This window comes from Aquibacillus rhizosphaerae (assembly GCF_030282825.1).
GTDB classification, from domain to species: Bacteria; Bacillota; Bacilli; order Bacillales; family Amphibacillaceae; genus Aquibacillus_C; species Aquibacillus_C rhizosphaerae.
In genome coordinates, this window is the sequence record NZ_JASTZU010000018.1 from 249,416 (window position 1) to 273,767 (window position 24,352).

Annotated in this window: 26 protein-coding genes and 1 riboswitch; of the genes, 8 read left to right on the forward strand and 18 right to left on the reverse strand. The window is 33.8% G+C overall.

Going from position 1 to position 24,352, the window contains the following annotated elements:
- Positions 1-67: 67 nt before the first annotated feature.
- The 3 genes from QQS35_RS04785 to rpiA all read right to left on the reverse strand — a co-directional run bounded on the left by QQS35_RS04785 (position 68) and on the right by rpiA (position 3,105).
- Positions 68-1,447 (reverse strand): YjiH family protein, encoded by a 1,380-nt coding sequence (locus tag QQS35_RS04785; RefSeq protein ID WP_407933940.1) that lies wholly within the window; start codon positions 1,445-1,447, stop codon positions 68-70.
- 243 nt (positions 1,448-1,690) lie between these two features.
- The gene (locus tag QQS35_RS04790) at positions 1,691-1,861 is read right to left on the reverse strand and encodes a hypothetical protein (RefSeq protein ID WP_285930728.1); all 171 of its coding nucleotides are present in this window, start codon (positions 1,859-1,861) and stop codon (positions 1,691-1,693) included.
- 557 nt (positions 1,862-2,418) lie between these two features.
- Entirely contained in the window at positions 2,419-3,105 is a 687-nt protein-coding gene (gene rpiA / locus QQS35_RS04795) for a ribose-5-phosphate isomerase RpiA (protein ID WP_285930729.1), read from the reverse strand.
- Positions 3,106-3,316: 211 nt separating this feature from the next.
- Between rpiA and QQS35_RS04800 the strand changes: the two genes are divergently transcribed.
- The 3 genes from QQS35_RS04800 (at position 3,317) to QQS35_RS04810 (ending at position 5,364) form a co-directional block, all read left to right on the forward strand.
- On the forward strand, positions 3,317-4,042 hold the full coding sequence (locus QQS35_RS04800) for an MBL fold metallo-hydrolase (protein WP_285930730.1): 726 nt from the start codon (positions 3,317-3,319) through the stop codon (positions 4,040-4,042).
- A complete protein-coding gene (locus QQS35_RS04805; protein ID WP_285930731.1) occupies positions 4,043-4,600 on the forward strand; it encodes a TetR/AcrR family transcriptional regulator in 558 nt (185 codons plus the stop codon).
- Between the two features lie 128 nt (positions 4,601-4,728).
- Complete coding sequence (locus QQS35_RS04810; RefSeq protein WP_285930732.1) at positions 4,729-5,364, forward strand: TVP38/TMEM64 family protein; 636 nt, start codon at positions 4,729-4,731, stop codon at positions 5,362-5,364.
- Positions 5,365-5,763: 399 nt separating this feature from the next.
- Here the strand turns inward: QQS35_RS04810 and QQS35_RS04815 are convergent, their stop codons facing one another.
- Positions 5,764-7,032, reverse strand: a complete 1,269-nt coding sequence (locus tag QQS35_RS04815; RefSeq protein WP_285930734.1) for a hypothetical protein — start codon at positions 7,030-7,032, stop codon at positions 5,764-5,766.
- Between the two features lie 425 nt (positions 7,033-7,457).
- Positions 7,458-7,637, reverse strand: coding sequence for an H-type small acid-soluble spore protein (locus QQS35_RS04820; protein WP_285930736.1), 180 nt, complete (start codon positions 7,635-7,637; stop codon positions 7,458-7,460).
- 193 nt (positions 7,638-7,830) lie between these two features.
- Here QQS35_RS04820 and guaC point away from each other — a divergent pair, with 193 nt between their 5' ends.
- Positions 7,831-8,814, forward strand: a complete 984-nt coding sequence (guaC, locus tag QQS35_RS04825; RefSeq protein WP_285930737.1) for a GMP reductase — start codon at positions 7,831-7,833, stop codon at positions 8,812-8,814.
- 87 nt (positions 8,815-8,901) lie between these two features.
- Here guaC and QQS35_RS04830 read toward each other — a convergent pair whose 3' ends face one another.
- Both QQS35_RS04830 and QQS35_RS04835 read right to left on the reverse strand, forming a co-directional pair.
- A complete protein-coding gene (locus QQS35_RS04830) occupies positions 8,902-9,168 on the reverse strand; it encodes a phosphocarrier protein HPr (RefSeq protein ID WP_285930739.1) in 267 nt (88 codons plus the stop codon).
- A 167-nt stretch (positions 9,169-9,335) separates the two neighbouring features.
- Entirely contained in the window at positions 9,336-9,950 is a 615-nt protein-coding gene (locus QQS35_RS04835; RefSeq protein ID WP_285930740.1) for a PH domain-containing protein, read from the reverse strand.
- Between the two features lie 146 nt (positions 9,951-10,096).
- Here QQS35_RS04835 and QQS35_RS04840 point away from each other — a divergent pair, with 146 nt between their 5' ends.
- Entirely contained in the window at positions 10,097-10,297 is a 201-nt protein-coding gene (locus QQS35_RS04840) for a hypothetical protein (protein ID WP_285930741.1), read from the forward strand.
- Positions 10,298-10,376: 79 nt separating this feature from the next.
- Here the strand turns inward: QQS35_RS04840 and QQS35_RS04845 are convergent, their stop codons facing one another.
- Both QQS35_RS04845 and serC read right to left on the reverse strand, forming a co-directional pair.
- Positions 10,377-11,036, reverse strand: a complete 660-nt coding sequence (locus QQS35_RS04845; protein ID WP_285930742.1) for a reverse transcriptase-like protein — start codon at positions 11,034-11,036, stop codon at positions 10,377-10,379.
- A gap of 179 nt (positions 11,037-11,215) precedes the next feature.
- A complete protein-coding gene (serC, locus tag QQS35_RS04850) occupies positions 11,216-12,298 on the reverse strand; it encodes a 3-phosphoserine/phosphohydroxythreonine transaminase (protein ID WP_285930743.1) in 1,083 nt (360 codons plus the stop codon).
- 55 nt (positions 12,299-12,353) lie between these two features.
- Positions 12,354-12,433: riboswitch (ZMP/ZTP riboswitch) on the reverse strand.
- 203 nt (positions 12,434-12,636) lie between these two features.
- Between serC and QQS35_RS04855 the strand changes: the two genes are divergently transcribed.
- Entirely contained in the window at positions 12,637-12,903 is a 267-nt protein-coding gene (locus QQS35_RS04855) for a hypothetical protein (protein ID WP_285930744.1), read from the forward strand.
- Positions 12,904-13,044: 141 nt separating this feature from the next.
- Here the strand turns inward: QQS35_RS04855 and QQS35_RS04860 are convergent, their stop codons facing one another.
- Together QQS35_RS04860 and QQS35_RS04865 are read right to left on the reverse strand one after the other, a co-directional pair.
- Positions 13,045-13,740: an OmpA family protein gene (locus QQS35_RS04860; protein ID WP_285930745.1), complete on the reverse strand. Its 696-nt coding sequence runs from the start codon at positions 13,738-13,740 to the stop codon at positions 13,045-13,047.
- Positions 13,733-15,559 carry a MotA/TolQ/ExbB proton channel family protein gene (locus QQS35_RS04865; protein WP_285930746.1) on the reverse strand — a complete coding sequence of 609 codons (1,827 nt, stop codon included), beginning with the start codon at positions 15,557-15,559 and terminating at the stop codon, positions 13,733-13,735. Before QQS35_RS04865 ends, QQS35_RS04860 begins: the two co-directional genes overlap by 8 nt.
- Positions 15,560-16,052: 493 nt before the next feature.
- Here QQS35_RS04865 and QQS35_RS04870 point away from each other — a divergent pair, with 493 nt between their 5' ends.
- A complete protein-coding gene (locus QQS35_RS04870) occupies positions 16,053-16,565 on the forward strand; it encodes a DoxX family protein (RefSeq protein WP_285930747.1) in 513 nt (170 codons plus the stop codon).
- A gap of 42 nt (positions 16,566-16,607) precedes the next feature.
- Here the strand turns inward: QQS35_RS04870 and QQS35_RS04875 are convergent, their stop codons facing one another.
- The 4 genes from QQS35_RS04875 to coaA form a co-directional block, all read right to left on the reverse strand.
- The gene (locus QQS35_RS04875; protein ID WP_285930748.1) at positions 16,608-16,889 is read right to left on the reverse strand and encodes a DUF3219 family protein; all 282 of its coding nucleotides are present in this window, start codon (positions 16,887-16,889) and stop codon (positions 16,608-16,610) included.
- 82 nt (positions 16,890-16,971) lie between these two features.
- Complete coding sequence (locus tag QQS35_RS04880) at positions 16,972-18,411, reverse strand: MDR family MFS transporter (RefSeq protein WP_285930749.1); 1,440 nt, start codon at positions 18,409-18,411, stop codon at positions 16,972-16,974.
- Positions 18,412-18,779: 368 nt separating this feature from the next.
- Positions 18,780-19,184, reverse strand: coding sequence for a CBS domain-containing protein (locus QQS35_RS04885; protein ID WP_285930750.1), 405 nt, complete (start codon positions 19,182-19,184; stop codon positions 18,780-18,782).
- Positions 19,185-19,358: 174 nt separating this feature from the next.
- Positions 19,359-20,300 (reverse strand): type I pantothenate kinase, encoded by a 942-nt coding sequence (coaA, locus tag QQS35_RS04890; protein WP_285930751.1) that lies wholly within the window; start codon positions 20,298-20,300, stop codon positions 19,359-19,361.
- A 237-nt stretch (positions 20,301-20,537) separates the two neighbouring features.
- Between coaA and QQS35_RS04895 the strand changes: the two genes are divergently transcribed.
- Positions 20,538-20,999 carry a divergent PAP2 family protein gene (locus QQS35_RS04895; RefSeq protein WP_285930752.1) on the forward strand — a complete coding sequence of 154 codons (462 nt, stop codon included), beginning with the start codon at positions 20,538-20,540 and terminating at the stop codon, positions 20,997-20,999.
- Positions 21,000-21,071: 72 nt separating this feature from the next.
- Here the strand turns inward: QQS35_RS04895 and QQS35_RS04900 are convergent, their stop codons facing one another.
- The 3 genes from QQS35_RS04900 to QQS35_RS04910 all read right to left on the reverse strand — a co-directional run bounded on the left by QQS35_RS04900 (position 21,072) and on the right by QQS35_RS04910 (position 24,233).
- The gene (locus tag QQS35_RS04900; RefSeq protein ID WP_285930753.1) at positions 21,072-22,160 is read right to left on the reverse strand and encodes a DUF1611 domain-containing protein; all 1,089 of its coding nucleotides are present in this window, start codon (positions 22,158-22,160) and stop codon (positions 21,072-21,074) included.
- A 442-nt stretch (positions 22,161-22,602) separates the two neighbouring features.
- The gene (locus tag QQS35_RS04905; RefSeq protein ID WP_285930754.1) at positions 22,603-23,058 is read right to left on the reverse strand and encodes a GtrA family protein; all 456 of its coding nucleotides are present in this window, start codon (positions 23,056-23,058) and stop codon (positions 22,603-22,605) included.
- A 32-nt stretch (positions 23,059-23,090) separates the two neighbouring features.
- Positions 23,091-24,233 (reverse strand): glycosyltransferase family 4 protein, encoded by a 1,143-nt coding sequence (locus QQS35_RS04910; RefSeq protein WP_285930755.1) that lies wholly within the window; start codon positions 24,231-24,233, stop codon positions 23,091-23,093.
- Positions 24,234-24,352: the final 119 nt, after the last annotated feature.

Below are 24,352 nucleotides of genomic sequence, written 5' to 3' on the forward strand. Positions count from 1 at the left end.
ATTTAAAAAATACCCCAGTTTTTTAGGTTAGTAACACCCGTTCAACTGGGGTAGTAATCGTGTAACTTTAAAAGACTATGTGTGCTATTCCGGCAATTATCGGTAATGTAATCAATGTCCGTAGTAAAAATATGACAATAAGGTCAAGAAAATGAACAGGCAATTTAGATGCAAGTAAGATCCCACCTACTTCGGACATATAGATTAATTGTGTAACCGAAACACTTGCAATAACAAAGCGAGTCAACTCGCTTTCGATTCCGCGACCTATAACTGCTGGTAAAAACATATCCGCAAATCCAAGCACCATTGTTTGAGCAGCTTCCGTTGCTTCAGGTACTTGTAATAGATGAAGAATTGGAATAAACGGTGCCCCGATAATTTCAAAAACAGTTGTTGTTTCTGCAATAATAACTGCTATTGTTCCAAATGCCATGACAACCGGAAGGACACCAAACCACATGTCGACAACATTTTTCAATCCACTCTTCATTGTAAAACCGAAACTATTATTTGCTTTTGCTCGCTCCAAAGCTTTGATCATTCCGAAACTTAATCGTTCTTTTCCAGATAAATAATCTGTTTGTTCCATTTGTTTATTTTCGATTACATACGTATCAGGTTTCCTAGAAAGTGGCGGTATTCTTGGAAGGATTAACGCTGCAACAAAACTAGAAATAACTATTGCAAAATAATAAGACATAAAGTAACTTTGTAATTTCATATAAGTAAGAATGACAATGCTAAATGTTATGGAAACAACTGAAAATGTCGTACTAATCACTGCAGCTTCACGTTTTGTATAAAATCCTTCTTCATATTGAGTATTAGTTAAAAGTACACCAATCGTACCATCACCCATCCAGGAAGCTAGACAATCTATCGAGGAGCGTCCTGGGAGAGTGAAAAGTGGTTTCATGATTTTATCCAGTAATGTTCCTAACAATTCCAATAAACCGAAATTTAATAATAACGGAAGAAATATTCCAGCAAATAAAAAGATAGTAAATAAAAGTGGTATGAGATCAAATAGTAGAAGTCCTCCCGTATTTTCTGACCAAATCCATTCAGGTCCTATTTTATAAAGCGTCATGAAAGCCAATATAAATCCAATTACTCGAACAAAAACCCATGCTGGATGGATAACGAATAAGTTATTTAAAAAGCTATTCGTCGTAAAGCGTCTAGATTTAACACTTGTTGCCCATATACTTACAATTGCAACAAGTAGTAAAATGATTGTCACCGTTAACGGTAGCTTGTCATATAAAAGTGACTCCAAAACGCCTGCCATTAAGGCAACAGGTATTGTGATTTCATCATTATATGTGATGGGAACCATAAATAAAAGAATACCTAAAGTAGAAGGTACTATAAAACGAAAGTAATCGATAACTTGAAAATGTTCAAACTGCCTTTTACCTTTTTGTAAATCTTTATCAGTCAATCCTATCTCTCCTTCTTTTTCATCACTCTTCTTTATTTTTCTATTACCTATATACCAACGTCAAAGAAAGATTAAAACTACCTTTTTCACTTTTTATTGACATTAAATTAGACCTTTTAAAACACAATGTTAATACTCTATCATTTTTATGAAAAAAAAAGCAATATCTTTGTTATCGTTTAACACGTTTTCATTCAAAAGCAAACACCCCTTTTTTGTACTTTAGGGGTGCTTGCTTCTTCGTTAAGATATACTTTTGTCTATTGCTTTTTCCCAATCAGAAAAATAATACAATGCGTTTTTCATTAATTGCGGATGTGATTTTTTCACTTTTTTCTTACTCAGATTTTCTTCCACCTTGTTTAACCTACGAATCCCTTCCAACACTTCCTCCACACTCATATCAACTTCCATCCGTATACCTCCTCGGTATATTTGATTAGTATTATAATCACCATCCACACATTATTTATTCAATTAATTCATAAATTTTCACATTTTTCTAACATATATAAGTATTGTGCTTTTCTATATAGATTCAACGTATTCTTAATTAGGTAAGCCATCATTATGGTGATAAATTATTGCAAGAAGTAGCGATTCATTTACAAGAAAATTACGAAATAATTTGTTTTATGTCCATAGACTAGTTCGTCATATTCCTAGATAAAAAAAGTTAAGAAGTTTACAAAATATCGATTCTATCGGAGAACGGCTTATTATACCTTTAAAAAACTAATCATACTTGACATTACTCGTGTTTGAAATTGGTTGTAGTATTGGCGGAGCGTTGTGGCCAGATCACGATAACAGTTTAAGTATTACGTTATGCTGATATGGTTCTCTATCAATCCAAAGAAAAAGGTAAAAATGACCATACCTATTATAATGCATAGAATAAAAACTTCCCCCTTATTATTAGTTCTTACATAATAAAGGGGAAGTTTTTTTAATTAAGCAAATAGATTATGCTATGTAGTGGATGTACTTTCTTTTGTTAACGTTTTAACTCTTCCATCATTTAAACCAATTAAGACAGTATTGGCCATATTAACGAATAAACCATTCTCAACAACACCTATTATCTTATTTAATTGCATATGTAAATCTGTGGTATTGTGTATCGCTTCAAAATAACAATCTAATATATAGTTTCCGTTGTCTGTAATAAAAGAATCTTGATCAACGATACGCAAATTAGCAATGCACCCTAATTTTTCTATCTGTTTACGTGTGAGTTCCCATCCAAAAGGTACTACTTCTACCGGTAATGGAAAATGACCTAAATTAGATACATATTTTGATTCATCAACTACGATAATTAGCCGGTCTGAAATGGATGCAACCATTTTTTCTCGTAATAGAGCCCCTCCCCCTCCTTTTATCAATTGTAATTCAGGATTCACTTCATCTGCACCGTCTATCGTCACATCAATTTTTTCTATCGTAGACAAATTGACTAATGGAATATCTAATTCATGGGCTAGTGTCTCGGTACTTTTAGACGTTGCTACTCCTTTAATATCGAGTCCTTTTTTTACGAGCTCCCCCAACTTTACAACCATCCAATAAGCTGTAGATCCCGTCCCGAGTCCAACTATCATTCCATCAGAAATATAGTCAACTGCATTTTCACCTACGAGCTTTTTCGTATTCATTTCTAAACACCACCTAGGCTATAATTTTTTCTCTATTATCCGATTATTTTAACATAATCATCTGAAATTAATTAGTTCGTTTGTCTGAGGACTGTGCTAATTAATACAACGAAGCATTCATAATGGTAAAAAAACTATTGCAAAACTAATGCCATTAGTTATAATAAAACTAACAAATTAGTTATTGTTAAAAATAAAGGGGGGTTTTTTAATGATACTTACAAACAATACAATACATTCGATAGATTTTTTAAAGCATTTTTTCCCGGTTAGTTGTTATTTAGTTGAAGAAGATGAGAGTTTAACTTTAGTTGATGCTGCCTTACCGTACAGTGCAAAAAAAATAATTCGAACAGCAAGACTTATAGGCAAGCCAATCACGAAAATAGTATTAACTCACGGACATGAGGATCATGTTGGTGCCTTGGATAAATTGAAAAAAATCCTCCCTGATTGTACTGTCTATATTTCGCGACGCGATGCAAAGCTACTCATGGGAGATTTGTCTTTAGAAAGTGGCGAACCTGAATTACCAATACGTGGTGGTGCTCCAAAGGGGATTGTAACGAAACCAAATATTCTTATTAAAGATGGTGATCGAATCGGCTCATTACTAGCAATCGGAACACCAGGGCATACACCTGGGTCAATGTCTTTCATAGATATCCGAAACAATAGCCTCATAGCTGGTGGTGCTTTTCAAACAAGAACTGGTATTGCTGTATCTGGTCAGTTGAAGGTTCTCTTCCCTTTTCCTGCTCTAGCAACATGGAATAAACAAGAGTCAGTTGAGAGTGCTAGAAAAATTCTCGAATTTAATCCTCAAGTATTATTCGTTGGACACGGGAAACCATTAGAAAATCCAATACCATTAATAAAACAAGCGATTCTAAAAGCAGAGAAAAAACTTAAGTCAACCAGACCAAGGAGTGTTTAAATGTCACCGAGAATGGGATTGGATTTACAGAAAATTGTTCAAACATCCATAGAGATTGCCGATGAAGACGGAGTGCATGCTGTAACAATGGCCAATTTAGCTAAGAGATTAAACATTCGCTCCCCTTCTCTATATAATCATATAGAAGGCTTACCTGCTTTACGTAATGAACTTGCCCTCCATGGCTTAAGACAATTATATAGTGCAATGGAAACCAATCTATCTCAGTCAAGTTTGCAAAATCCCGTTATAGCATTAGGCAAAGCATACATTAGATTTGCTAGATTACATCCTGGTTTGTACGAAGCAACACTTCATGCTTCGGATAACCAACTTCCTGAGATTCAGAAAGCTGGAAATAAAATCATAGAAATCACATTAAAAGTACTCGAGAGTTATCACTTAGACAAAGATACTGCCCTTCACACTGTAAGAGGATTAAGAAGTATATTACATGGATTTGTATCATTAGAACAAAATAATGGGTTTGGGATAACGCTCGATTTGGACGATAGTCTCGATTATATATTGATAACCTTTTTAAAAGGTATTCAATAAAAAAAGTATGCAGTTATTCTGTTGTACAATTATATACTTTTACTTATTAATAGAAATTAATGCGAATAAAAACCTTGATTCAACAAATAGTAATCCTAAATCATAGGGTACTATTTGAGGAGATTATCATGAAACAACTATCAATAGCTATAATTTATGTAATTTTGTTAATCATTGGTTTTATTTATCGAGAAAATGTAATCGACTGGGTTCAAGGCGACAATAGGACGGATATACCTTTCATGTTATTTTGCTCAGCATTTCTTTCATCGATTCCTATTATTCCATTTACTATTTTTGCTGGATTGATGGGTGTTAAATATGGTGTATTTTTTGGGTTTTTAATTAATATGTTTGGAGTTATTTTTTCTTCATTGATTTATTATTTAATAGCTCGCAATGCATTTAAGGATTTCTTCCAGCAATACATTCACCGTTTTACAGGGATGAACAATTTTAATGAACTGATTCAAAAGAATGACTTATTTACTCTCCTTCTAGCAAGAATGATCTTTCTTTTTCCATATGTACTTATTAATATTTACGCTGGCATAAACAAAATTTCACTTCGTTCCTACATAACTGCAACATTGTTTGGATCAACCCCACCCATGTTTATATTAGCTTTTGGAGGAAATAAGATTTTTACTGGATTGCCTCATTTTATTATAGGTCTGACCAGTTATGCTATTTTGTTAGTTATGCTGTTTTTTGGATACCGATACTGGCTTAAGAGGAAGGTTAGATACAGTGCGTTAAAATAAAGTCTTAACAAAATCGAAGCAAGTTACTCGACCATGGCTCATAATAACAACTTGGTTGATTTAAAGTTGCAAAATAATAATTAAAAGATAAAAAACATAATATTAGCATAGGAGAACGCTTCGTGTTAAAACACTCTCAAAAAGTTGAAAAGATTCAAATTAAGCAACTTGTTGGGAAGAGTTCGCTATTGGACTCTTGCCTATTAATATAACTTAGCGATTATCCCTTTGTTGTTACAGTAATTCCTTTGCTTTTCAAGTTTTTATTCTTACTAAAAAAATCATTTTTTAAAACTTTATTAAGCTTTATTTTTCTAAATTAACTTTTTGTGTTCAACGTATTAATCTAGATTCAAATTTGCTGTAAAGACACAATCAAAAAATACACGAATCAATAAATTATGTATCAGGTGTGATTCGCTGAGGAATAACAAGGTATCCATTAGCCTTCCTCTCTTTAAGAACTTTAATTAAATGCTCCTTCATCGAGCTATTACATGTTATCTGCATAAAAACCTCACTTTTACGACTTGCAAATAGCTTTATTCTCTTTTTGTGGAAGGCTATTTCGATTATTAATCCTAAGAAGAAACCACCTACTAAGCCGAGCAAACCCCAAATTACCGGTCCCCAGTACCATACAAATCCATATATCGTTCCCAGAAGCATAAAAATCGTTCCGCTAACCATAGCTCCGTCCAGAACACTTCTGCCATCGACTCGATGAAGAGAGTCAATTATATTTGTTTCTGCCTCAAGGTTTTCTAGAGGTAATGCAACAATATTTTTTGGGGGTACTCCTATCGACTCTATATCATGGATAGCCATCTCTACAAAAGGAGAATGTTCAAATGTAGCAATTATTTGTAATGTATCATTTTCTAATGTGTTTGGTTCTTGTTGTGCCAAGTTTTCATCCCTCACTCTAAGGTAACGTAGTTGCTCAATATCGTATAGTATATTGTTTTCATTTACCGCTGCATAGGCTTGATAGATGGCAAAAGCGTACATGGAAGGCAAGAAAAGGAACCACTGCCAGTCCACCATTGCGGTTGCGATTGGAAAATTCCCAATGGACGAATAAAACCAGGAACCAATCGTATTAGCCTTATAGGTAACAAATATCCACCATGCCAAAATAAATGTGCCAGTAATCGTATGGCCACTATATAATTGTCCTAAGCCGGGTGATAAAGTAGACCAAATTGCTGCTAACCAGGGTTTTTTCTTATCAACGATGATAATATCAAATGCGCTAACAATCGAAGGGCCGACAGGTGCATCTTCCACTTCGGATAGAATGTGACTTTTGCCTATTTCAACAGAAGAACGGTAACTGTCCCAGATACTAAATATATACGCTCCCATATAAAGCAAAATCCACTCTTCGTTTAAGACAGCTTTTGCCTCCTCGAACTTCCCAAGCATGGATAAAGCTATCCCCATATTTAGATTAGCCTGAGTGTTTACCACAAGCTCCCAAATTATCAGAATAAAACCAGGTAAGTACCTACCTAAATACACATGACCAAACCCTGGAAAAGTTAACGACCACCAAGCCGCCACCCAAGGAATGCGAGGGTAAACGGAGTTAGCTCCAAATGTAGATAATGCCCCTTTAGCATAGCGGGGTTTTATGGTAGTTGACTGGAACTTCTGATGTGGCATTGGTTAATCTCCTTCAGAATGACGTGTTTGTATTAGGTTTCCAAATATTTACCATTATTATTCAGTCACTTTTCTTTATTTCATTGTTTGAGTAACTCCGTTCGATATCTAGTTTGATGTTTTGTTCGGCTTTCCTCAAAATTAATCCCTAATTTTTATAATAAATAGAAATATGCTAGATTATAAATTTCCTAGTTACTCAACTTAACGACAGCAAGATTCTGCTAAAGCTCGGTTAACACAATCCATTCAATTGATAAACACATATGTTATTAACTACAACATCAATAACTATAAGAAACTGATAAATCAACATTAATAAGCAGTCCAATTCACCTGGAAATTGAACTACTTATTCATCTGCTACGTATATCGTTCTTAAATCGAATCCTTAATTAGCTATGTTTTTATCCGTTATAAAATACCTATTGTTCAGTCAAATCATCTACGGATACATTCTGTTTGAATTCAGGTTTTTCAAGGGGGTGTACAGTTGCATTTCCAGTATCCTGATCTACATGTTCTATGTAGATTTTCCCACCGTTATAACTAACATTAGCCATTGTTTCAGATGAAGCAATTTCTTGTGCGCGTTTTGCATCCATTACATAACCTCCTTTTTCTTTATTACTTTTTGCTTCCAAGACGACAATTATACAAAAAGGTAATTTTCAAAAACTCTCATCATCAAATTTCAATAAAAACCTTTGACATAATTATGAATATGTTATACATTATCAAATGGACGAACGTTTCATATAACAATAATATTAATATTCGTGTTTAGGAGTGTACATCATGGAAAATGCATTTGATTATGAAGATATTCAATTAGTTCCAGCAAAATGCTTAGTAAATAGTCGATCAGAGTGTGATACATCTGTTACTTTAGGTGACTATACATTCAAGTTGCCTGTAGTTCCTGCTAATATGCAAACAATTGTTGATGAGACCATCGCAATTAAATTAGCCGATAATGGTTATTTCTATGTTATGCACCGTTTTGAGCCAGAGAAGAGAATACCTTTCATTGAAGATATGAAGTCACGAAAGTTAATTTCGTCTATTAGTGTAGGTGTAAAAGACGATGAATATAGCTTCATTGAAGAATTAGCTAGAAAAAATTTATTACCAGAATACATTACGATTGATATCGCACATGGTCACTCCAATGCAGTGATCAAAATGATTAAACATATAAAAGAGTATTTACCAACAAGCTTTGTAATTGCTGGTAATGTTGGTACACCTGAAGCGGTCAGAGAATTAGAACATGCTGGTGCAGATGCAACGAAAGTAGGAATTGGACCAGGAAAAGTATGTATTACTAAAATTAAAACTGGATTTGGCACTGGTGGTTGGCAATTAGCTGCACTACGTTGGTGTGCAAAGGCGGCAAGTAAACCTATCATCGCCGATGGGGGAATACGCACGCATGGCGATATAGCTAAATCAGTTCGATTTGGTGCTTCAATGGTTATGATTGGTTCATTATTTGCCGGGCACGAAGAGTCACCAGGTGAAACGATTGAAAAAGAAGGAAAGCTTTACAAGGAATATTTTGGTTCAGCTTCCGAGTTTCAAAAAGGTGAAAAGAAGAATGTAGAAGGTAAGAAAATGCTTGTCGAACATAAAGGTTCTTTACAAGATACTTTGAATGAAATGGAGCAAGACCTTCAATCTTCTATATCTTACGCTGGTGGTAATCGATTAGAAGCAATACGTACCGTAGATTACGTCATTGTGAAAAATTCAATTTTTAATGGTGACAAAGTTTATTAGTTTCGATACAAAATCATATATGCTTCTATAAATAGAAAAAGTGCCTTTTATTGTTAAAGGCACTTTTAAGTGTAGGAAAATTTCTCTTTATTCAGCTAAAGCTTCTTTATGTAATGTATCTATGAGTTTACCTAATGCATCCTCTTCATCATTACCTGTGACAATAATCCTAAATGTCGTGGCATGTTCTAATCCTAGTGACATAACACCCATAATCGACTTTAAGTTAACCACTTTTCTTTCGTACTCTAACTCGATATGTGAATTGAATTTATTCGCAACTTGAATTAATATTGTTGCTGGTCGTGCGTGAATTCCTAGTGGATCAATAACTGTAAATGTTTTTTCAACCATAAATGAATAAACTCCTCTTTAGATATATTCCTAATAATTATACCCAACTTGAGAGATTTTCTTAAATGATATGTTTCTTCTTATATAAATGTAAATGCTTATATTAAAAACACCGCCATCCATTGGATATAGAGGCGGTGTTGCTAAACTTATATAGAGTGTTTTCATTAATTGTTAATATATTTTTCGAATACATCTCCAAAGTCCTTTCGATGATATTGTTCACGTACAGATTGTAACCATGAAAATCCAAACTCTGTTAATTGTTTATATTGATCAGCTAGTTGTACTTCACTTGTTCTTGAATTTTGCAGAACGCTGACTGCTTTATCAAGACTTTTTCCAGCCATATCCAACATAATATCATTTTCATGTGTAATTTCAGAAATATAAACCAAAGCCTTGTACAAATCATTTAATTTATCAATTTGTCTTTTATCAACATCCACACTATAATTTTGTTTTCCAAGTGTGAATTTAATTTCTATATCCAAATCCACCTTACCAGCAGTTTCTAATAAAACGTCAGAAATCTTATGTTGGGAATATGGGAAGCGATTTAATGTCCGCTTAGAAGAAATTGCATTTTCCCCATCTACATGTATAAAAGCTAAATTAGTAAAACAGTATTCATCTGCTTTTGTCTTAATTAAAAAATAAATTTGTTCATTATCCTCATGTCTTATATAATCGTCCGCATCTGTTTTATCATAATCTTGAGGTTCAATTATTTTTCCGATATCCGACAATCCTAAAGCGTCGGAAGCAAACTTTTTCAGCATGAATATCTCCCCTAACACAATTTATTTGACCATTATATTTTATCACACTAATTTTAACAACTTAACCACTTTTTGTAAGAATACTTTATTTAACAGAGTTTATACTAGAAACTGTACAAACAAGTCATAAAAATGGAGGAATTTAAATGGCAGAAAAAGAAAATAAGCAAAAAAATTTGCCGGATTTCGACTCATTAGATGACCGATTAATTGCCGAGCCTTCAACTAGCCCAAGAATTGTTGCAAAAACAAATTTAGATGTTAAAAGTGTTAAGGATGAGAATCCTTATGCTAGAAATAAAATCAATGATACAGACAAGAGATTATTTAATGAATTTTTCGAGTAATAGCTTATAGTAGCCTTTAAAAAAATTGCAAGGTGGTATATCTGCATGCAGATATACCACCTTTTTCTTCTATCCAATATTATTTATCTATCTCGATAGTACTTAATATTTCTATCTCTTTTAATGCTTGTGTAGCTAATTGATCTGCTTCTCTATTTTTCTTTCGAGAAACAGCCTTATATTCAGGAGTAATTCCTAACTGTTCAATTTTTTTCTCAATCCGATCAGACCACTTATTTAATTCCTCTTCTACGCATGGCCACTCACCGTTAAGTTGATTAATAACCACCTGAGAATCCCCCACAATGGTTACTGGTAAGTGATGTACACCTAACAATTCTAACTCTTTTAACCCAAGATGAAGCGCAGCATATTCTGCTTCATTGTTCGTATTTAGATTATCTACTAAAGCATTTTTACGAAGGCGAAATAATTTTTGGTTTTGTTCATAATAAATGACACAACCTAGACCTGAATTTTTTGTTTGAAGATCAAAGCCACCATCAAAATAAACGATTGCGTTATGTGGTTCCGTTTCAATCCCTTTCATATACTTTTTTAATTCCTTCATTGTCCATGTGTTTTCATGGACATCAACGAAATTGATTTCCTTCGTGCGTCCTGTCTTTTCGATATCTTCAGCAATAAATAAAGCTTTCGCATCCGGCATTTCACCTGAGCTGAAAGTTGTTTCTACTCCTTTTGGTGTTTTATATGTAATTTCGATTCTTACATTCATAAGTTGACCATCCTTATTCAAGATAATGTTCAAGATTTATTCTAGTTCGGTGCTCTCTTCTAATTATTGCCTACGCTATTTAGTTTAAACCAGAATAATGCTCACTTTACTTTCATAAATTAATCCGTGAAAAAAGTGGTGATTCATCGATTGATAATCACCACTTCATAGTTATACGACTATTTATGTTCACTTCTAAATTCTTTCATAAAGTTAATAAGCTCTTGTACACCTTCTAAAGGCATTGCATTGTAAATACTAGCACGCATACCACCTACAGAACGGTGTCCTTTTAGCGTTTCAAGTCCTCTTGCTTGTGCTTGCCTGACAAAAAGGCCATCTAAGTCACGGTCTGGAATTACAAAAGGAATGTTCATAATCGAACGACTATCCTCTTTAACTGGAGATAAATAAAAATCCGACTCATCTATATACTCATATAGAATTCTAGCTTTTTCTTGATTGATTTCTTCCATTCCTTTTAAGCCACCAAGTTCTTTTAACCATTCAAAAACAAGTTTAGCCATATAAATAGAAAATGTTGGTGGTGTATTATGCAATGAACCACTTTCGCTGTGCGTTTTATAATCTAACATGGTTGGGCATGTTTCTGTTGCTTGACCAATTAAATCTTCACGAATAATCACAACTGTAAGTCCAGCTGGACCAATGTTCTTTTGTGCGCCAGCATAAATCAACCCAAATTTTGAAATATCCATTTGTTCAGATAAAATATTTGATGACATATCAACGACAAGCGGTACATCACCTGTATCCGGAATATCTCTAAAAGTAGTACCTTCTATCGTATTATTTGTAGTAATGTGTACATAATCAGCTTCAGGGTCAATCATACTGCGATCAATTTTTGGTATATAAGTGAAGTTTTCATCTTCTGAAGAGGCAATCACACGAACTTGACCAAATTTTTCAGCTTCTTTAATAGCTTTTTTAGACCAAGAACCAGTATTAACAAAATCTGCTTTGCCACTTTTCGTTAATAAATTCATTGGTACCATCGCAAATTGTTGTGATGCTCCACCTTGCATGAAGATAACTTTATAATTATCTGGGATATTCATCAAGTCTCTCAGCAATTGTTCTGCTTGTGTAATAATATCTGTAAATAAACCAGATCGGTGACTCATTTCCATAACAGACATTCCAGAATCATTGTAGTTTGGTAGTTCTTGTTGAGCTTTTTCTAATACAGGTAACGGAAGCATAGATGGTCCCGCTGAAAAATTATAGACTCTTTTCATCAAACCCACTCCTATTTTTAAGAATACACAGAAAGAGGTAAGGATTCTGTTCCTTACCTTTTGCCCAGGCGAACGGCTATTGATACTAAGTGCTCCCTTACGGTTATCCGCATTTCGCCAGTTACACATAGCCCTTTCTTCATTGTGATAATTTTAACAATACTTTGCAAATTTCTCAACAATTATTTAAAAATTTCGTAAACTGTTTATTGTTTTAGTCTCCAATTAAAATTACTTCGATATACAGAAGATATCTTAGTGTGCGTATAATAATAAGAGTTTAACAAAAAACTAAGCCTGTTCCTAAATATAAATGAAGTGAAAAAGGATGATGTAGCATGGGTTTAGTAAATAAGGTTTTAACTGTAGGTGCAGCAAGTGCAGCAATTTATGGTATTAGAAAAGGGATGCAAAACGGAACTTTTCAACGACTACCTGAAACAATCAATAATGCTTTAGACAATCCACAGATACAGCAATTTATGCAACCGATACAAAATATGGTCAATAATCAAAATCAGAGTGGTGTTGAACCAACAAATGCTGTGCAAACAATAGCTGAACAAGAAGCTAAAAATAATAATGCGCACTTCGAACAATGGTAGAGTAGAACGTTCCGCTGAATTTATGCGTTAACGTGTATTCTTCTTTTATCAATAGGAAAAATTACGAGTCTTCTCTCCTACTATAAATAGGAATGCGAGTTAGTTATCTCGCATTCCTATTTATTATCTTATTACTCGTAGTTAATTACCCTGTAATATTTCGTTCGTTTTATCAAGTATCTCCTCATCTTTGAGTCGGAACTTGAATTCCACCCTTCTTGAGTCCTCTGCACTATAGTTACCATTTTCATCGGTACGACTGTCTGTGAATGACTTGCCATTAACTGTAAGTTTATCTTTTAAATGTTGTTGAATATTATGGTATGGAAACTTATCGCTAAGAATATATTCTGCTACACTATATGCTCTTTCTTGGGAAAGCTTTAAATTATATAAATACGTATCCGTACGATCGGCGTGACCTTCGATAATAATCTCTGAAATATATTCTTCATAGCCACTTTCTAGTAGAACGTCTAAATATTTTGGGACAAACTCATCTAAAAACTGAAATGATTCTTCCTTTAAAACTGATTCATCATACGCATATAAAATTTCCGTATTAAAAATAATTGCCCCGGTCTTTTCGTCTACTTCAATCCCTAACGGAGAATCACGAAATTCTTCGTTTAAATCTTTCACCAACTGAGATCGAACGCCCATAATTTGATCAATCGTTCGTTTCATATCCTCAATTTGAATTGATTTAATTACCATCATACAAATAAAAATCAACACAAAGCAAAGTAAGATGGATGTTAATAAATCGGTAAACGATGGCCAAAAGTGACTTTCATCCTGTTCATTTCTAAATAGCCTTTGGTATTTATTAATCATTTTGCCTCAAACCTCGATCATTGCTCACTTTTACTGCTTCCTGACTAAAGGAATGGAGCTGGTGATTTAACTTCTGTATTTCCTGGTTTAGTTCATTAAACGTTTGCTGTGTGTAACGGCTACTACTTTGCTGGATTTCTTCTGTTATAAGCCGTAATTCCTTAAATTCTTTTTTGATTCCTTGATTGGTCATTTCCACATAATCTCCAATGTTGCGGATTACCCTATCAAGCTTGTCTCCAAGTGTCCCTTCTAAATTATTGACATACTGAGAGAGGGTGTCTTTCAACACAGTTACATTTGCCTCCAGCTGATTCTCACGTTGGTTAAAAGAACTATTCAATTGAGAAATGGTCCCATTAATTTCATTAATTAACTGATTATTTTTCATACCGACTTGCTCATAAGTGTTGGTCGCGTCCCTTAGATGTTGTTCAAACACAATCGAATCTGTTGCATGGGCTTTTAAGTGTTGATTAAACTCTTGATTAAACTTCTTTAACTCATCAAAACGATCCGTTAAAAGATGCTTATATTCAGTTTGTGTTTTATTAATCGTTTCTAACGCACTGGGTAAATGAACGATTGAGTTTCCCAACTTATCAAAGTCTCTTGAAAGCTCACCGAGGTAAGACGTAATACCATCTAATTTAGCACTTAGATCATCGCCAAAAATTTGTTTAAACTCTTTGTTATGATCTGCCATTCTTAAAACTAAATCATTACTTTTTTTGTTTATTGTATTCAAAGAATTATTGACAGCTTCCTGACCATCCAAGATGGACGAACTAAACTTCTTCAAATCGTTTACCGATTCTTCAAAACGGTTTAGTGTCTCCGTCTGTACTGTAGAAACTTCTTTCACTTTTTCATAGGTCTCTTCAAAGGTATTGGCGATACGTTCATTTCTTCCATCCATTCTTTTAAAATAGGTAAAAAGTTGATCAAAGTTTTTATTAAGCTTCGATGTACCTTTGTCGAATCCATCTGTTGTTTTTTTTATACTGTCAAATAACACTTGAAATTCCTTTAAATTACTCGACAATCCTTGATTGAACTTAGCCAGGTCTTCTGCAGATTGCTGTAAGCCAGTTGTATAATCTTGAAAACCTTTAAATGAACTTTCAATACCTTGTAACGACTGTTGGTTCGTTTCCTGAAGTCCAAGAATCGAGTTGTTAATAGTTTCTGACACGCTAATAAGTCGTCCCATACCATTTTCTTCTTGCTCCTCTAAATTTGATTCTACTTTTAACATAATATCTGTAAGTAAATATTCTGTATTAAATGCCTTAATAATTACAGTCATAATTAATGAAAAACCCATTCCTGCTATACTCGTGTAAAATGCCACATCAATTCCTGAGAGAACACTGGCAACATCTTCGACTAACTGAGTACCCCCTGAATTAATACTACCTAACGACATTGTTAATCCAATAAATGTCCCCAAGACACCAATCAATATAAACACAGAAACTGTTGCCTGAATCATCTTAATGAGGCTTACAACAGGAAGATTAAATACACGCCAGCTCGAAAATTTTTCTTGGATAAAGGTCTCTACTTTAACTGATTCTTCTTGTTGCTTTCGGACAAATTGTTTCTTAAAGTCACGTAACGGATCGATATCCATCCGATTTGTCTCATTTAAATAATTACGTATCTTCTTTAATTTATTAAACAAAGTGATATGGACAACAAAAGTAACAACAAATGTGACCAACAAAACCATGAAAATAATCTCAATACTTTGATTTGCTAATATAGTTTGTGCTTTATCCTCACTAACAAATAGTTGCAAGATTGATTCAAGCATTTTATTACCTCCTACTGAACTGATCTAACTACATAAAGACAAGCAATTACTTTATTTCTTTATAGTTATTCTGCGCTTGACGAAATCATGTGTTTTAAGTTAATACTCTAGGAAAATATAATAATAATCACTAAAAACAGTAGCAAATAATGCTTTTAGAATTCCAAATTGTAACTGTAAATTGTTCTAAAGATACAGTACGTTCATAGAAAGAGATAATCTCTTTCTAACATCTTTTGAAATGATAACCTAATTCATTTCCTGGGAAAGCGCAGTAACCGACTACTTTCTATTTATTTTGCAATAGTCAATGGTAATTGTTATTTGTCAACAACTTGTCAAAACTTTGTTGTCTGTTTGTGAACTATTGAACATAAGTGTTTTCCATACTTTTTAAACATGTTATTATCTAAATGTAGCAACAAACAAGAATTCTTGAAACAATATATGTGATTTATTGAACAATATAAAATAATTATAGGAGTGGATGGACATGTTGGAACTTTTAAGAAAAAATAATGTCGTAGCTGGTGTATTAGCAATTATTCGGATTTATCTTGGTTATTCTTGGATTACAGGTGGTTGGGGGAAAATTACTGGTGGAGGCTTTGATGCAAGTGGTTTCTTACAAGGAGCAATTGCAAAATCTACTGGAGAACACCCTGCTGTTCAAGGTTGGTGGGCAGCTTTCTTGGAAAATGTTGCTTTACCAAATGCGGGTCTATTCACCTTCCTGGTTATGTGGGGAGAGCTTCTTGTTGGTATTGCATTAGTCTTGGGTCTATTTACTAATTTCGCAGTGCTAATGGGAATGGTTATGAATTTCTCTTTCCTATTCAGTGGAACAGTAAGCACAAACGGTCAAATGATATTACTTGGATTCTTCATCGTTGTTGCTGGTGCGAACGCTGGAAAATTAGGTCTAGACAGATATGCAATGCCTTACCTGAAAGCATTGTTCACGAAAAAAATTAGTAAAGAAGTTAGAAAAACTGCAGAAATTTAAATAAAAGCGAACAGCCAAACATTGGCTGTTCGCTTTTTCGGATTAAGCTTTTTCAAGTAAAGTTAATTGAAAATCTCCAATACTTCCTTTTTGATACAGGTTAGTAATTGATGTAGAGTAATTTTGAATTTCTCCTCTAAAAGATAATTTCTTTTCAGGAATGATAACATCAAATACTCCTTCATAAAGTAGCGTGGTTATATCATGGTATTCCTCATGGATTACTTTAAAAGCAAACGAAATTTTAAGTAATCCATTCACTTTTGTTTCTTCAAAATTATCAACATGTAATATAGTCTTATTCAATATTAATTCTTTTACCAATAGTTCATCTCCTTATTTGATGATAGTACCACTAGTAAATAAAATTGTTTTTATGCGAATTAATAGGATGTATATTTTTGCATTACTCTTTTTCTTGGTTAAAGTCTGGAGCTATTGCTTTTTTTACAAATAAAGCGATAAAGAAAGCAATAATTACAAGAAATAATGCAAACCAATAAGCATGGTGTACACCATAAGTCATCGCTTGATCAGATACCTGCTTCGTTATCTCACCAGTTTGATCATCTAAATAACCATCTCTTCCTTGGGTCATGATACTCACGAAAATGGATACACCCAGTGCACCTGAAATTGGTTGGAGCGTATTCGCAATGGCAGTACCATGAGGATATAAATGTTTCGGCAATTCATTTAAGGCATTCGTTTGAGCGGGCATCATGATTGCCGAGATGGAAAGCATTAATATCATATACGCGAGAATAAAGGACCATATTGGTACAGAAGGACTAATATTACTGAAAAATATCATGACTACGATTAAAGCAATCGTACCAGGAATCATTAGTTTCCGCGGACCAAACTTATCGAATAGTCCTCCCATTACTGGTGACATTAAACCGTTCAGTAGCGCCCCTGGCAACAACAATAGTCCAGCCAATTTTGCTGAATAACCGAGCGGGCCTTGTAAATACATTGGCATCACAATTTCAGAAGCAAACATCGCCATAATGACGATGACAAACAAACCGACACCTAATGAATAGTTCTTATATTTAAAAACACGAACATCTAATAATGGTTCATCTAGTTTCAATTGGCGCAATACAAATAAAATAATGCTAAGAAGGCTAGTTGCAATAATAGCAATAATTATTGGCGACAAGAAACCTTCTGCCTGCTCGCCAGCACTACTAAATCCATAAACGATTCCACCAATACCTATAGAAGAAAGAACAATCGATAGGATATCTACTTTCGGTCGAGTAACTTCTCCAACGTTTGTTAGATATTTCATGGCAAATATAATAGAAAATACAGCAAAAGGAATAACAATTAAAAACAACCAACGCCAACCTAAAAGATCCACAATAACTCCTGATAAGGTTGGTCCGATCGCTGGAGCAAACATAATAACTAAACCAAATGTCCCCATGATTTTCCCGCGAACTTCTGGTCGATAAAGTAATAGTAGAGCATTGAAAATAATTGGTATTAATAACCCTGTACCGACTGCTTGAATCATACGACCAGTTAAAAGCATTGGAAAATTAACTGCACTAGCAGCAATAATTGTCCCTGCTAAAAACACACTCATCACACTAATAAACATTTGTCTTGTTGTGAACCATTGAATTAATAGTGCAGAAATAGGCATTAAAACACCCATCACTAACATAAATCCTGTTGCTAACCATTGTACAGTTGGTTCGCTGACACCAAACACTTCCATAAACTCTGTTAATGCTATATTAAGTAATGTTTCATTTAATATTGCAAAGAATGCACCAATCATAAAAGTAATTAAAATTGGTTTTGTTTTTATTTCTGTTTCTGTCTCCATACTTCTCCTCCACTTTCTCTAGAATTCTAGACATCTTAAGAAATCCTAATTATGTAAATTTCTTTATATCCCTTATACACTTTACCATGCTTTTTTTAGTCTGTATCTAATTTTGCTTAGAGACGTAATAATTATTTATTATATTTTTCTAAAGATTTTAAATGGATAACTATACCTGTTATCGACGTAAAAAAACTTAAAATTTGATTTTCCTAAGGTCCGAGATGGAAATATAATAACTTTCCCATGTTTTATGTTGCTAATCAAAAAGTAACAGAAAAAACTATTACAAATAACAAAAAGGAATTCCTAAATTAGATAGGAATTCCCATAATAAATCTTATTTAAAATAACAGTAAACTTATATTTTATTGTGTTATTTCTTCTAACGTACAACCTACTTTAGCATCTTGATGATGTGCAGCAAGGTCACCTAATGAGACTATCCCGACAAGTCTGTTATTCTCTACTACAGGGAGTCTTCGTACTTGCCTATCAGCCATAATGGCTTCCACTTCATGAACGGACATATGAGGCTTTACTTCTATTAACTCGGTGGTCATGATGTCCTTAATTTGTCCCTCGGGAGATTTATTGGCTAAACCACGTGTTACCAGGTCTCTATCTGTGACCATGCCAACTAGCCGATCACCTTCACAAATAGGAATGGAACCAATTCCACGGTCATTCATAGTTTTTGCAACTTCAACAATTGAATCTGAAGGTTGGCAGCACTCCATGTTCTTTGTCATAATATCATTGACTCTTAACATAATGATATACCTCCCAATACAGATTTTATACGGCAACAAATATAACAATTCATTACCTTCATAATAACAATAACCGAAACGATTTCTGATTAAACATGTCTTGTCCATCTTTTTTATTGGTTTTTTTAAAAAATCCTTTTATATCAACAAAATGGAATATCAAAGTCTGTTTAATCAGATTTTCCTCAATTTTATAGAAGAAACTGAATGATCCTTTCCTTTTCTGATGATAACGTCAGCACGATTTTTTGTTGGTCTTATATTCAGATTAAGATTCTTTTTATTAATTCGATTCCAAATATCAGTTGCTACCTTCTCTGCTTCATGATCAGAAAGATTGGCATAGCGCGTGAAATAAGAATCTGGTTTACTGAAAGCAGTTTCTTTTAACTTTTTAAATCTTTCTTTGTACCAATGAAAAATGTCTCTTTCATCCGCATCTACATAAATGGAAAGGTCAAAGAAGTCTGATACAAAGAGACTTGGCAAAATCTCCCCTAGTTGTCTTGGGGGTTGTAACACATTAATCCCTTCTATAATTACAATATCAGGCTGTTCCATTTCCAAGTATTCACCAGGAATGATATCGTAATACAAATGTGAATAAACTGGAGCTTGAACTTTTGGAATCCCAGATTTAAGATCGTCTAAGAATTGAATAAGAGCTCTTGTGTCATAGCTCTCTGGAAAACCTTTTTTCTCTGTTAGGCCTCTATCCTTAAGTACCTCGTTTGGATACAAAAAACCATCTGTAGTAATTAGTGCAACTTTTGGATGACTTGGCAATCCAGAAAGTAATGATTGTATAATTCTTGATGTGGTACTTTTACCTACAGCGACACTCCCAGCAATTCCAATAATAAAAGGGATTTTACGAGATTTTTGTTTGAAGAACTTATCCGTAACGTGATGCAATTGTTCATAAGCTATAATGTTAAAGGAAAGATAGCGAATAAGTGGCAGATATATGTCCTTAACTTCATCAAGAGATATATTTTCGTTTATTCCATGTAATTCCTCTAATTCAGCCTGATTGATGGTTAGTGGTGTATCATATCTTAGCTCTGACCATTCTTTTCTAGTGAAAGATAGATAACTAGTTAATTTTTCTGGCATAATAAGTACTCCATTCCTTGACTAAAAAATAAACTTGCAAATTTTTTTAATAAAAGTTCTATAGCCACCTAGAATTATATTAAATTTTAGTTCAAAATTCATCCTATTCAAATTATAATTTGTTCAGTTAGACATATGAGCATGATGTATTTTACCACTTTATTTAAATCAAACTTATTTCATTTAATGAATAAAATGTTGATTAATTTCTCATCTTAATCTTGAGGTGAATGTATGATGAATAGAGCAATTACAACAGCTTTACTTGGAATAGGGACTGCACAGTTCTTAAAGGTACCGCTGCACTATCGTGAGACTGGTATATGGGATTGGAGCAAACTGTTTGGTACGGGAGATATGCCTAGTTCACATTCTTCGGCTGTTACATCTTTAACTACTTATGTAGCCTTAAAAAATGGTGTTCCTTCCATTAACTTTGGTGTGAGTACGGTTTTCGGGTTGATTGTCATGTATGATGCAATGGGAATCCGTTGGCAGACAGGTGAAATTGCTATAGCGGTAAACGATATAGACGAACAATTAGAAAAGCTGGCGTATGATCATCCTAAAATGAACCACAAAAAAAGAGAAAAAGAATTAAAAGAAATGCTCGGTCATTTGCCTATTGAAGTAGCTGGTGGTGCGATTTTGGGAATTGCAATAGGGGCAATCAGTTATTTAACAGAAAATAACAAGTGAAAGAATACACTAAAATAGACGCATTATCCATTGATAATTGCGTCTTGTTTTTCGTCCTTCATTGCGTATAGTTTACTTGTAAATTCTTTTTGTTTGCTTACTTTTCAATTCCGGAAAAGTCTCGAAAATACTGGTTACTAGCTTGTCACAGCCAAATTTAAGCGCATCGGTGGTAGGTAGTTTAAGGTCTTCTTCATATTCTGAAATTGTTGTCGTTAGCTCTTCATTCGTCATGTTTTCATGGTTGAGTGTTATCGCAATTACTTTTGACTTTGAAAAGGTTTCAATGAGATTTATTTCACTTTTTACATCTGTTGGTTCTATATAACTAAAATCACCCGAACGTGGTCGTTTAGGAGCATGTTGAACGATTATTGCCCCAGGTCTAGCTCCTCTAATAATACCAACTGAACTTATATACGCAGGATGACTTAATGCCCCTTGACCTTCAACAACTATAATATCAGGATTGTCATTGTCATAAGCTCTTAGAATTTGGTGCTCGATTTCACCTGTCATAAACTGAGATGGAATAGCATCAATAGCAACACCATATTTTGCGCCTTGTATAATTCCAGTTTGTCCTGTTGCAATAAAAGCGACATTTAATCCAGCCTCAAGTAAAGCATCTTCAAGTAAAACTGAAGTTGTCCGCTTTCCAATTGCACTATCTGTACCTAACACGGCAACGATTGGTGTATCAATATCCAATATACGTCCGGAAAATAGATGCAAGTCCTTTTTAGCAGCAGGTTTTCTCACATCTAAGATAGATACGTTATTTTTCTTTGCACAGATGGCGAATTCTGCGTCATCATTAAAAAATTCATGAAGTGGATTAATGATATTAATTCCTTGTTCCATTGCATGAATAAGCATGCTTCTTTCCTCCGTTTTTAAAAAACCTTCCGTAGGAGCAATCCCATATATAAATTGATCAGGTACGCGTGTTAAATTTACTAGTGCATCACCAAGGCTGTCGAAGATAGGTATCCCGTTCTTTTCGCCAACTAAACAAACACCAGCATCCATACCAGCTTTTGTACTATCAATAACTCCAACAATTTCAAATTTCCTAGAGCTTCTTACTAGTCCGTTCGCTGTCTTACCATCCATTGATCCAAAATTACTTTCACAATATACTAATGCAGTTTCTTTCATTATTTTATATTCCTCCTAAAATCTATTTTCACTACGAATCCCGAGCAAAATTGATTTTACATTTTAAGCAGATATTGGAGTACCTGTCCTATATAGAAAGAAAACTATAAGTGAAAATGTAATTCATTTCACAATAAAAATGTTCAGTCGTGCACTAAGTATAGCACAATAATCAATATGTTATGGTTTATTTTCCAAATATTGTTTGTCCATAGATTTAGATCCATTTATTTATATACAAAAAGACACTGTTCTTATCGAAGAATAGTGTCTTTTTATGTTAGTGGAGAATTACTTCTTTATACACGACTCAAATTTAGTCTAGTAAATATTTAAGATAATATTAATCAATTTCATAATACCAATATTGTCGTCACCTACAACAATATATCGTTGATTATCTCAGATAACTGAATAAGGTAATTATGAAATGGACTTATAGCTAACTTTTATCTTTTTCCCACACCTTTTTCTTATAACTTACAATAAATTTTATGAAAAAGAAACTTGATAATGATGATAAATACATCGATAGTCCTTTAGCAATATTTGTCTCCACCAATCCAGGAAATATAGATATAAATTGAAATAGCCACAACCCAGAAAGAAATACTATATTTGCGATAAATAGACTTATAATTGCTTGGAAAATAAAAGCGAAAAATAATTTTTTGCTTTTAGTGACTTTAAACGTATATCTTGTATTCCATATATAACTATTTAAGATTGCAACCGTATAAGCTAAAGAATTATACAGTGTAAGTAAAGACGTTTGTTCTGTTGGAAAAAAATAGAGTAAACCATTAAGTACACCAATATCCAGAGCAGCACAAATGATACCGATGATACTGTAGCTTAAGTATTCCATGATGCTTTTTTTATATCGTTTGTATGTCATATAAACACCGTTTAGTTCATTTGATTTGTTGACTAATTTTCCTTTAAGATTCCAGAAGTTTGTCGGGAAGTTTTTAATGTTTCTTTGTAAAAACCAAGTAATTGTTGGGAAGGTTCTTCCCATCCAATTGCTTGACTTACTTCGTGAGCCTGTTCCGACAACTTCAATCGATAGTCTTCATCTTTCAATTGTAAAATAGAATCAGTAAAATTACCGCGCTTAGTTGGATCATAAAGTAATCCTGTTTTTCCATTACTTACTTGCTCACTTGTTGGACCGCTTTCTGCTGCAACAACAGGTAAACCGGAAGCCATTGCTTCCAATAAAACAAGTCCTAATGTTTCTGTTGTTGACGGGAAAACAAAAATATCTGATGAAGCATACGCACTTGCAAGCTCATTACCGTGGAGAAAACCGGTAAAAACGGTGTTTGTTCCCTTATAGTACTCTTCCAGAAAAGCTCGGTGTGGACCGTCACCAACAATCGCCAGACAAAATTCTGAGGATTGCTTAAGAAGGTCGCGAATTTTTTCAATATCCTTTTCTGGTGCCAATCTTCCAACGAAAAGAAGTAACTTTTTGTCTTTTTTTCCTGCAGTTAATCGATTACGGATCCCATCATCATATCGCTTTGGATGATATTGATTTGTATCTACCCCGCGTTTCCAAAGATGAACATTGTGGAAACGTTTCTCTTTTAATTCCGTAAGTACGGAGCCAGACGTGCAAAGGTTTATATCTGCTCGATTGTGAATTGTTCTGAAATACCACCAAAGTATTGGTTTAAACATAGAAACTCGATAATAATCAGCATACTTCGGTACATGTGTATGATAAGAAGCAATCAAAGGTATTTTTAATCGCTTGGCATAAAAAATACCTGTTATGCCAAGAAAAGCTGGATTAACAACATGCACAAGATCTGGTTGAAACTCTTTTAAATGTTTTTTTACTTTAGGAGAGAAAAAAGCATATTTTTTATCTTTATACATAAAAAATGTAAAGGCAGGTATCCCTGCAACTTGTACACCTTCAAATTCAGAAACGCCTAAGTCTGGTGCAATGATGAGTACCTCATGTCCCTGATCTTTAAGCCATCTAATTGAAGCGCATAATCTAGTTACAATTCCATCCGTTGATGGCAAAAACGTTTCAGTTATCATTACTACTCTCATAACTACACTCACCTTTTACAACTTTTTAACATCACGTTAATTTTTTTCATTTAATTCTTAATTAGTATTTCACGAAACACCATTGTCAAACCATGAATAGTTTTCAGCTATTAACATTA

Coding starts and splice junctions, on each gene's coding strand:
- QQS35_RS04790 (WP_285930728.1), bottom strand. CDS start 1,861: ATGGAAGTTGATATGAGTGTGGAGGAAGTGTTGGAAGGGATTCGTAGG.
- rpiA (WP_285930729.1), bottom strand. CDS start 3,105: ATGAATACGAAAAAGCTCGTAGGTGAAAATGCAGTTGACTATATTTCT.
- QQS35_RS04800 (WP_285930730.1), top strand. CDS start 3,317: ATGATACTTACAAACAATACAATACATTCGATAGATTTTTTAAAGCAT.
- QQS35_RS04805 (WP_285930731.1), top strand. CDS start 4,043: ATGTCACCGAGAATGGGATTGGATTTACAGAAAATTGTTCAAACATCC.
- QQS35_RS04810 (WP_285930732.1), top strand. CDS start 4,729: ATGAAACAACTATCAATAGCTATAATTTATGTAATTTTGTTAATCATT.
- QQS35_RS04815 (WP_285930734.1), bottom strand. CDS start 7,032: ATGCCACATCAGAAGTTCCAGTCAACTACCATAAAACCCCGCTATGCT.
- QQS35_RS04820 (WP_285930736.1), bottom strand. CDS start 7,637: ATGGATGCAAAACGCGCACAAGAAATTGCTTCATCTGAAACAATGGCT.
- guaC (WP_285930737.1), top strand. CDS start 7,831: ATGGAAAATGCATTTGATTATGAAGATATTCAATTAGTTCCAGCAAAA.
- QQS35_RS04830 (WP_285930739.1), bottom strand. CDS start 9,168: ATGGTTGAAAAAACATTTACAGTTATTGATCCACTAGGAATTCACGCA.
- QQS35_RS04835 (WP_285930740.1), bottom strand. CDS start 9,950: ATGCTGAAAAAGTTTGCTTCCGACGCTTTAGGATTGTCGGATATCGGA.
- QQS35_RS04840 (WP_285930741.1), top strand. CDS start 10,097: ATGGCAGAAAAAGAAAATAAGCAAAAAAATTTGCCGGATTTCGACTCA.
- QQS35_RS04845 (WP_285930742.1), bottom strand. CDS start 11,036: ATGAATGTAAGAATCGAAATTACATATAAAACACCAAAAGGAGTAGAA.
- serC (WP_285930743.1), bottom strand. CDS start 12,298: ATGAAAAGAGTCTATAATTTTTCAGCGGGACCATCTATGCTTCCGTTA.
- QQS35_RS04855 (WP_285930744.1), top strand. CDS start 12,637: ATGGGTTTAGTAAATAAGGTTTTAACTGTAGGTGCAGCAAGTGCAGCA.
- QQS35_RS04860 (WP_285930745.1), bottom strand. CDS start 13,740: ATGATTAATAAATACCAAAGGCTATTTAGAAATGAACAGGATGAAAGT.
- QQS35_RS04865 (WP_285930746.1), bottom strand. CDS start 15,559: ATGCTTGAATCAATCTTGCAACTATTTGTTAGTGAGGATAAAGCACAA.
- QQS35_RS04870 (WP_285930747.1), top strand. CDS start 16,053: ATGTTGGAACTTTTAAGAAAAAATAATGTCGTAGCTGGTGTATTAGCA.
- QQS35_RS04880 (WP_285930749.1), bottom strand. CDS start 18,411: ATGGAGACAGAAACAGAAATAAAAACAAAACCAATTTTAATTACTTTT.
- QQS35_RS04885 (WP_285930750.1), bottom strand. CDS start 19,184: ATGTTAAGAGTCAATGATATTATGACAAAGAACATGGAGTGCTGCCAA.
- coaA (WP_285930751.1), bottom strand. CDS start 20,300: ATGCCAGAAAAATTAACTAGTTATCTATCTTTCACTAGAAAAGAATGG.
- QQS35_RS04895 (WP_285930752.1), top strand. CDS start 20,538: ATGAATAGAGCAATTACAACAGCTTTACTTGGAATAGGGACTGCACAG.
- QQS35_RS04900 (WP_285930753.1), bottom strand. CDS start 22,160: ATGAAAGAAACTGCATTAGTATATTGTGAAAGTAATTTTGGATCAATG.
- QQS35_RS04905 (WP_285930754.1), bottom strand. CDS start 23,058: ATGACATACAAACGATATAAAAAAAGCATCATGGAATACTTAAGCTAC.
- QQS35_RS04910 (WP_285930755.1), bottom strand. CDS start 24,233: ATGAGAGTAGTAATGATAACTGAAACGTTTTTGCCATCAACGGATGGA.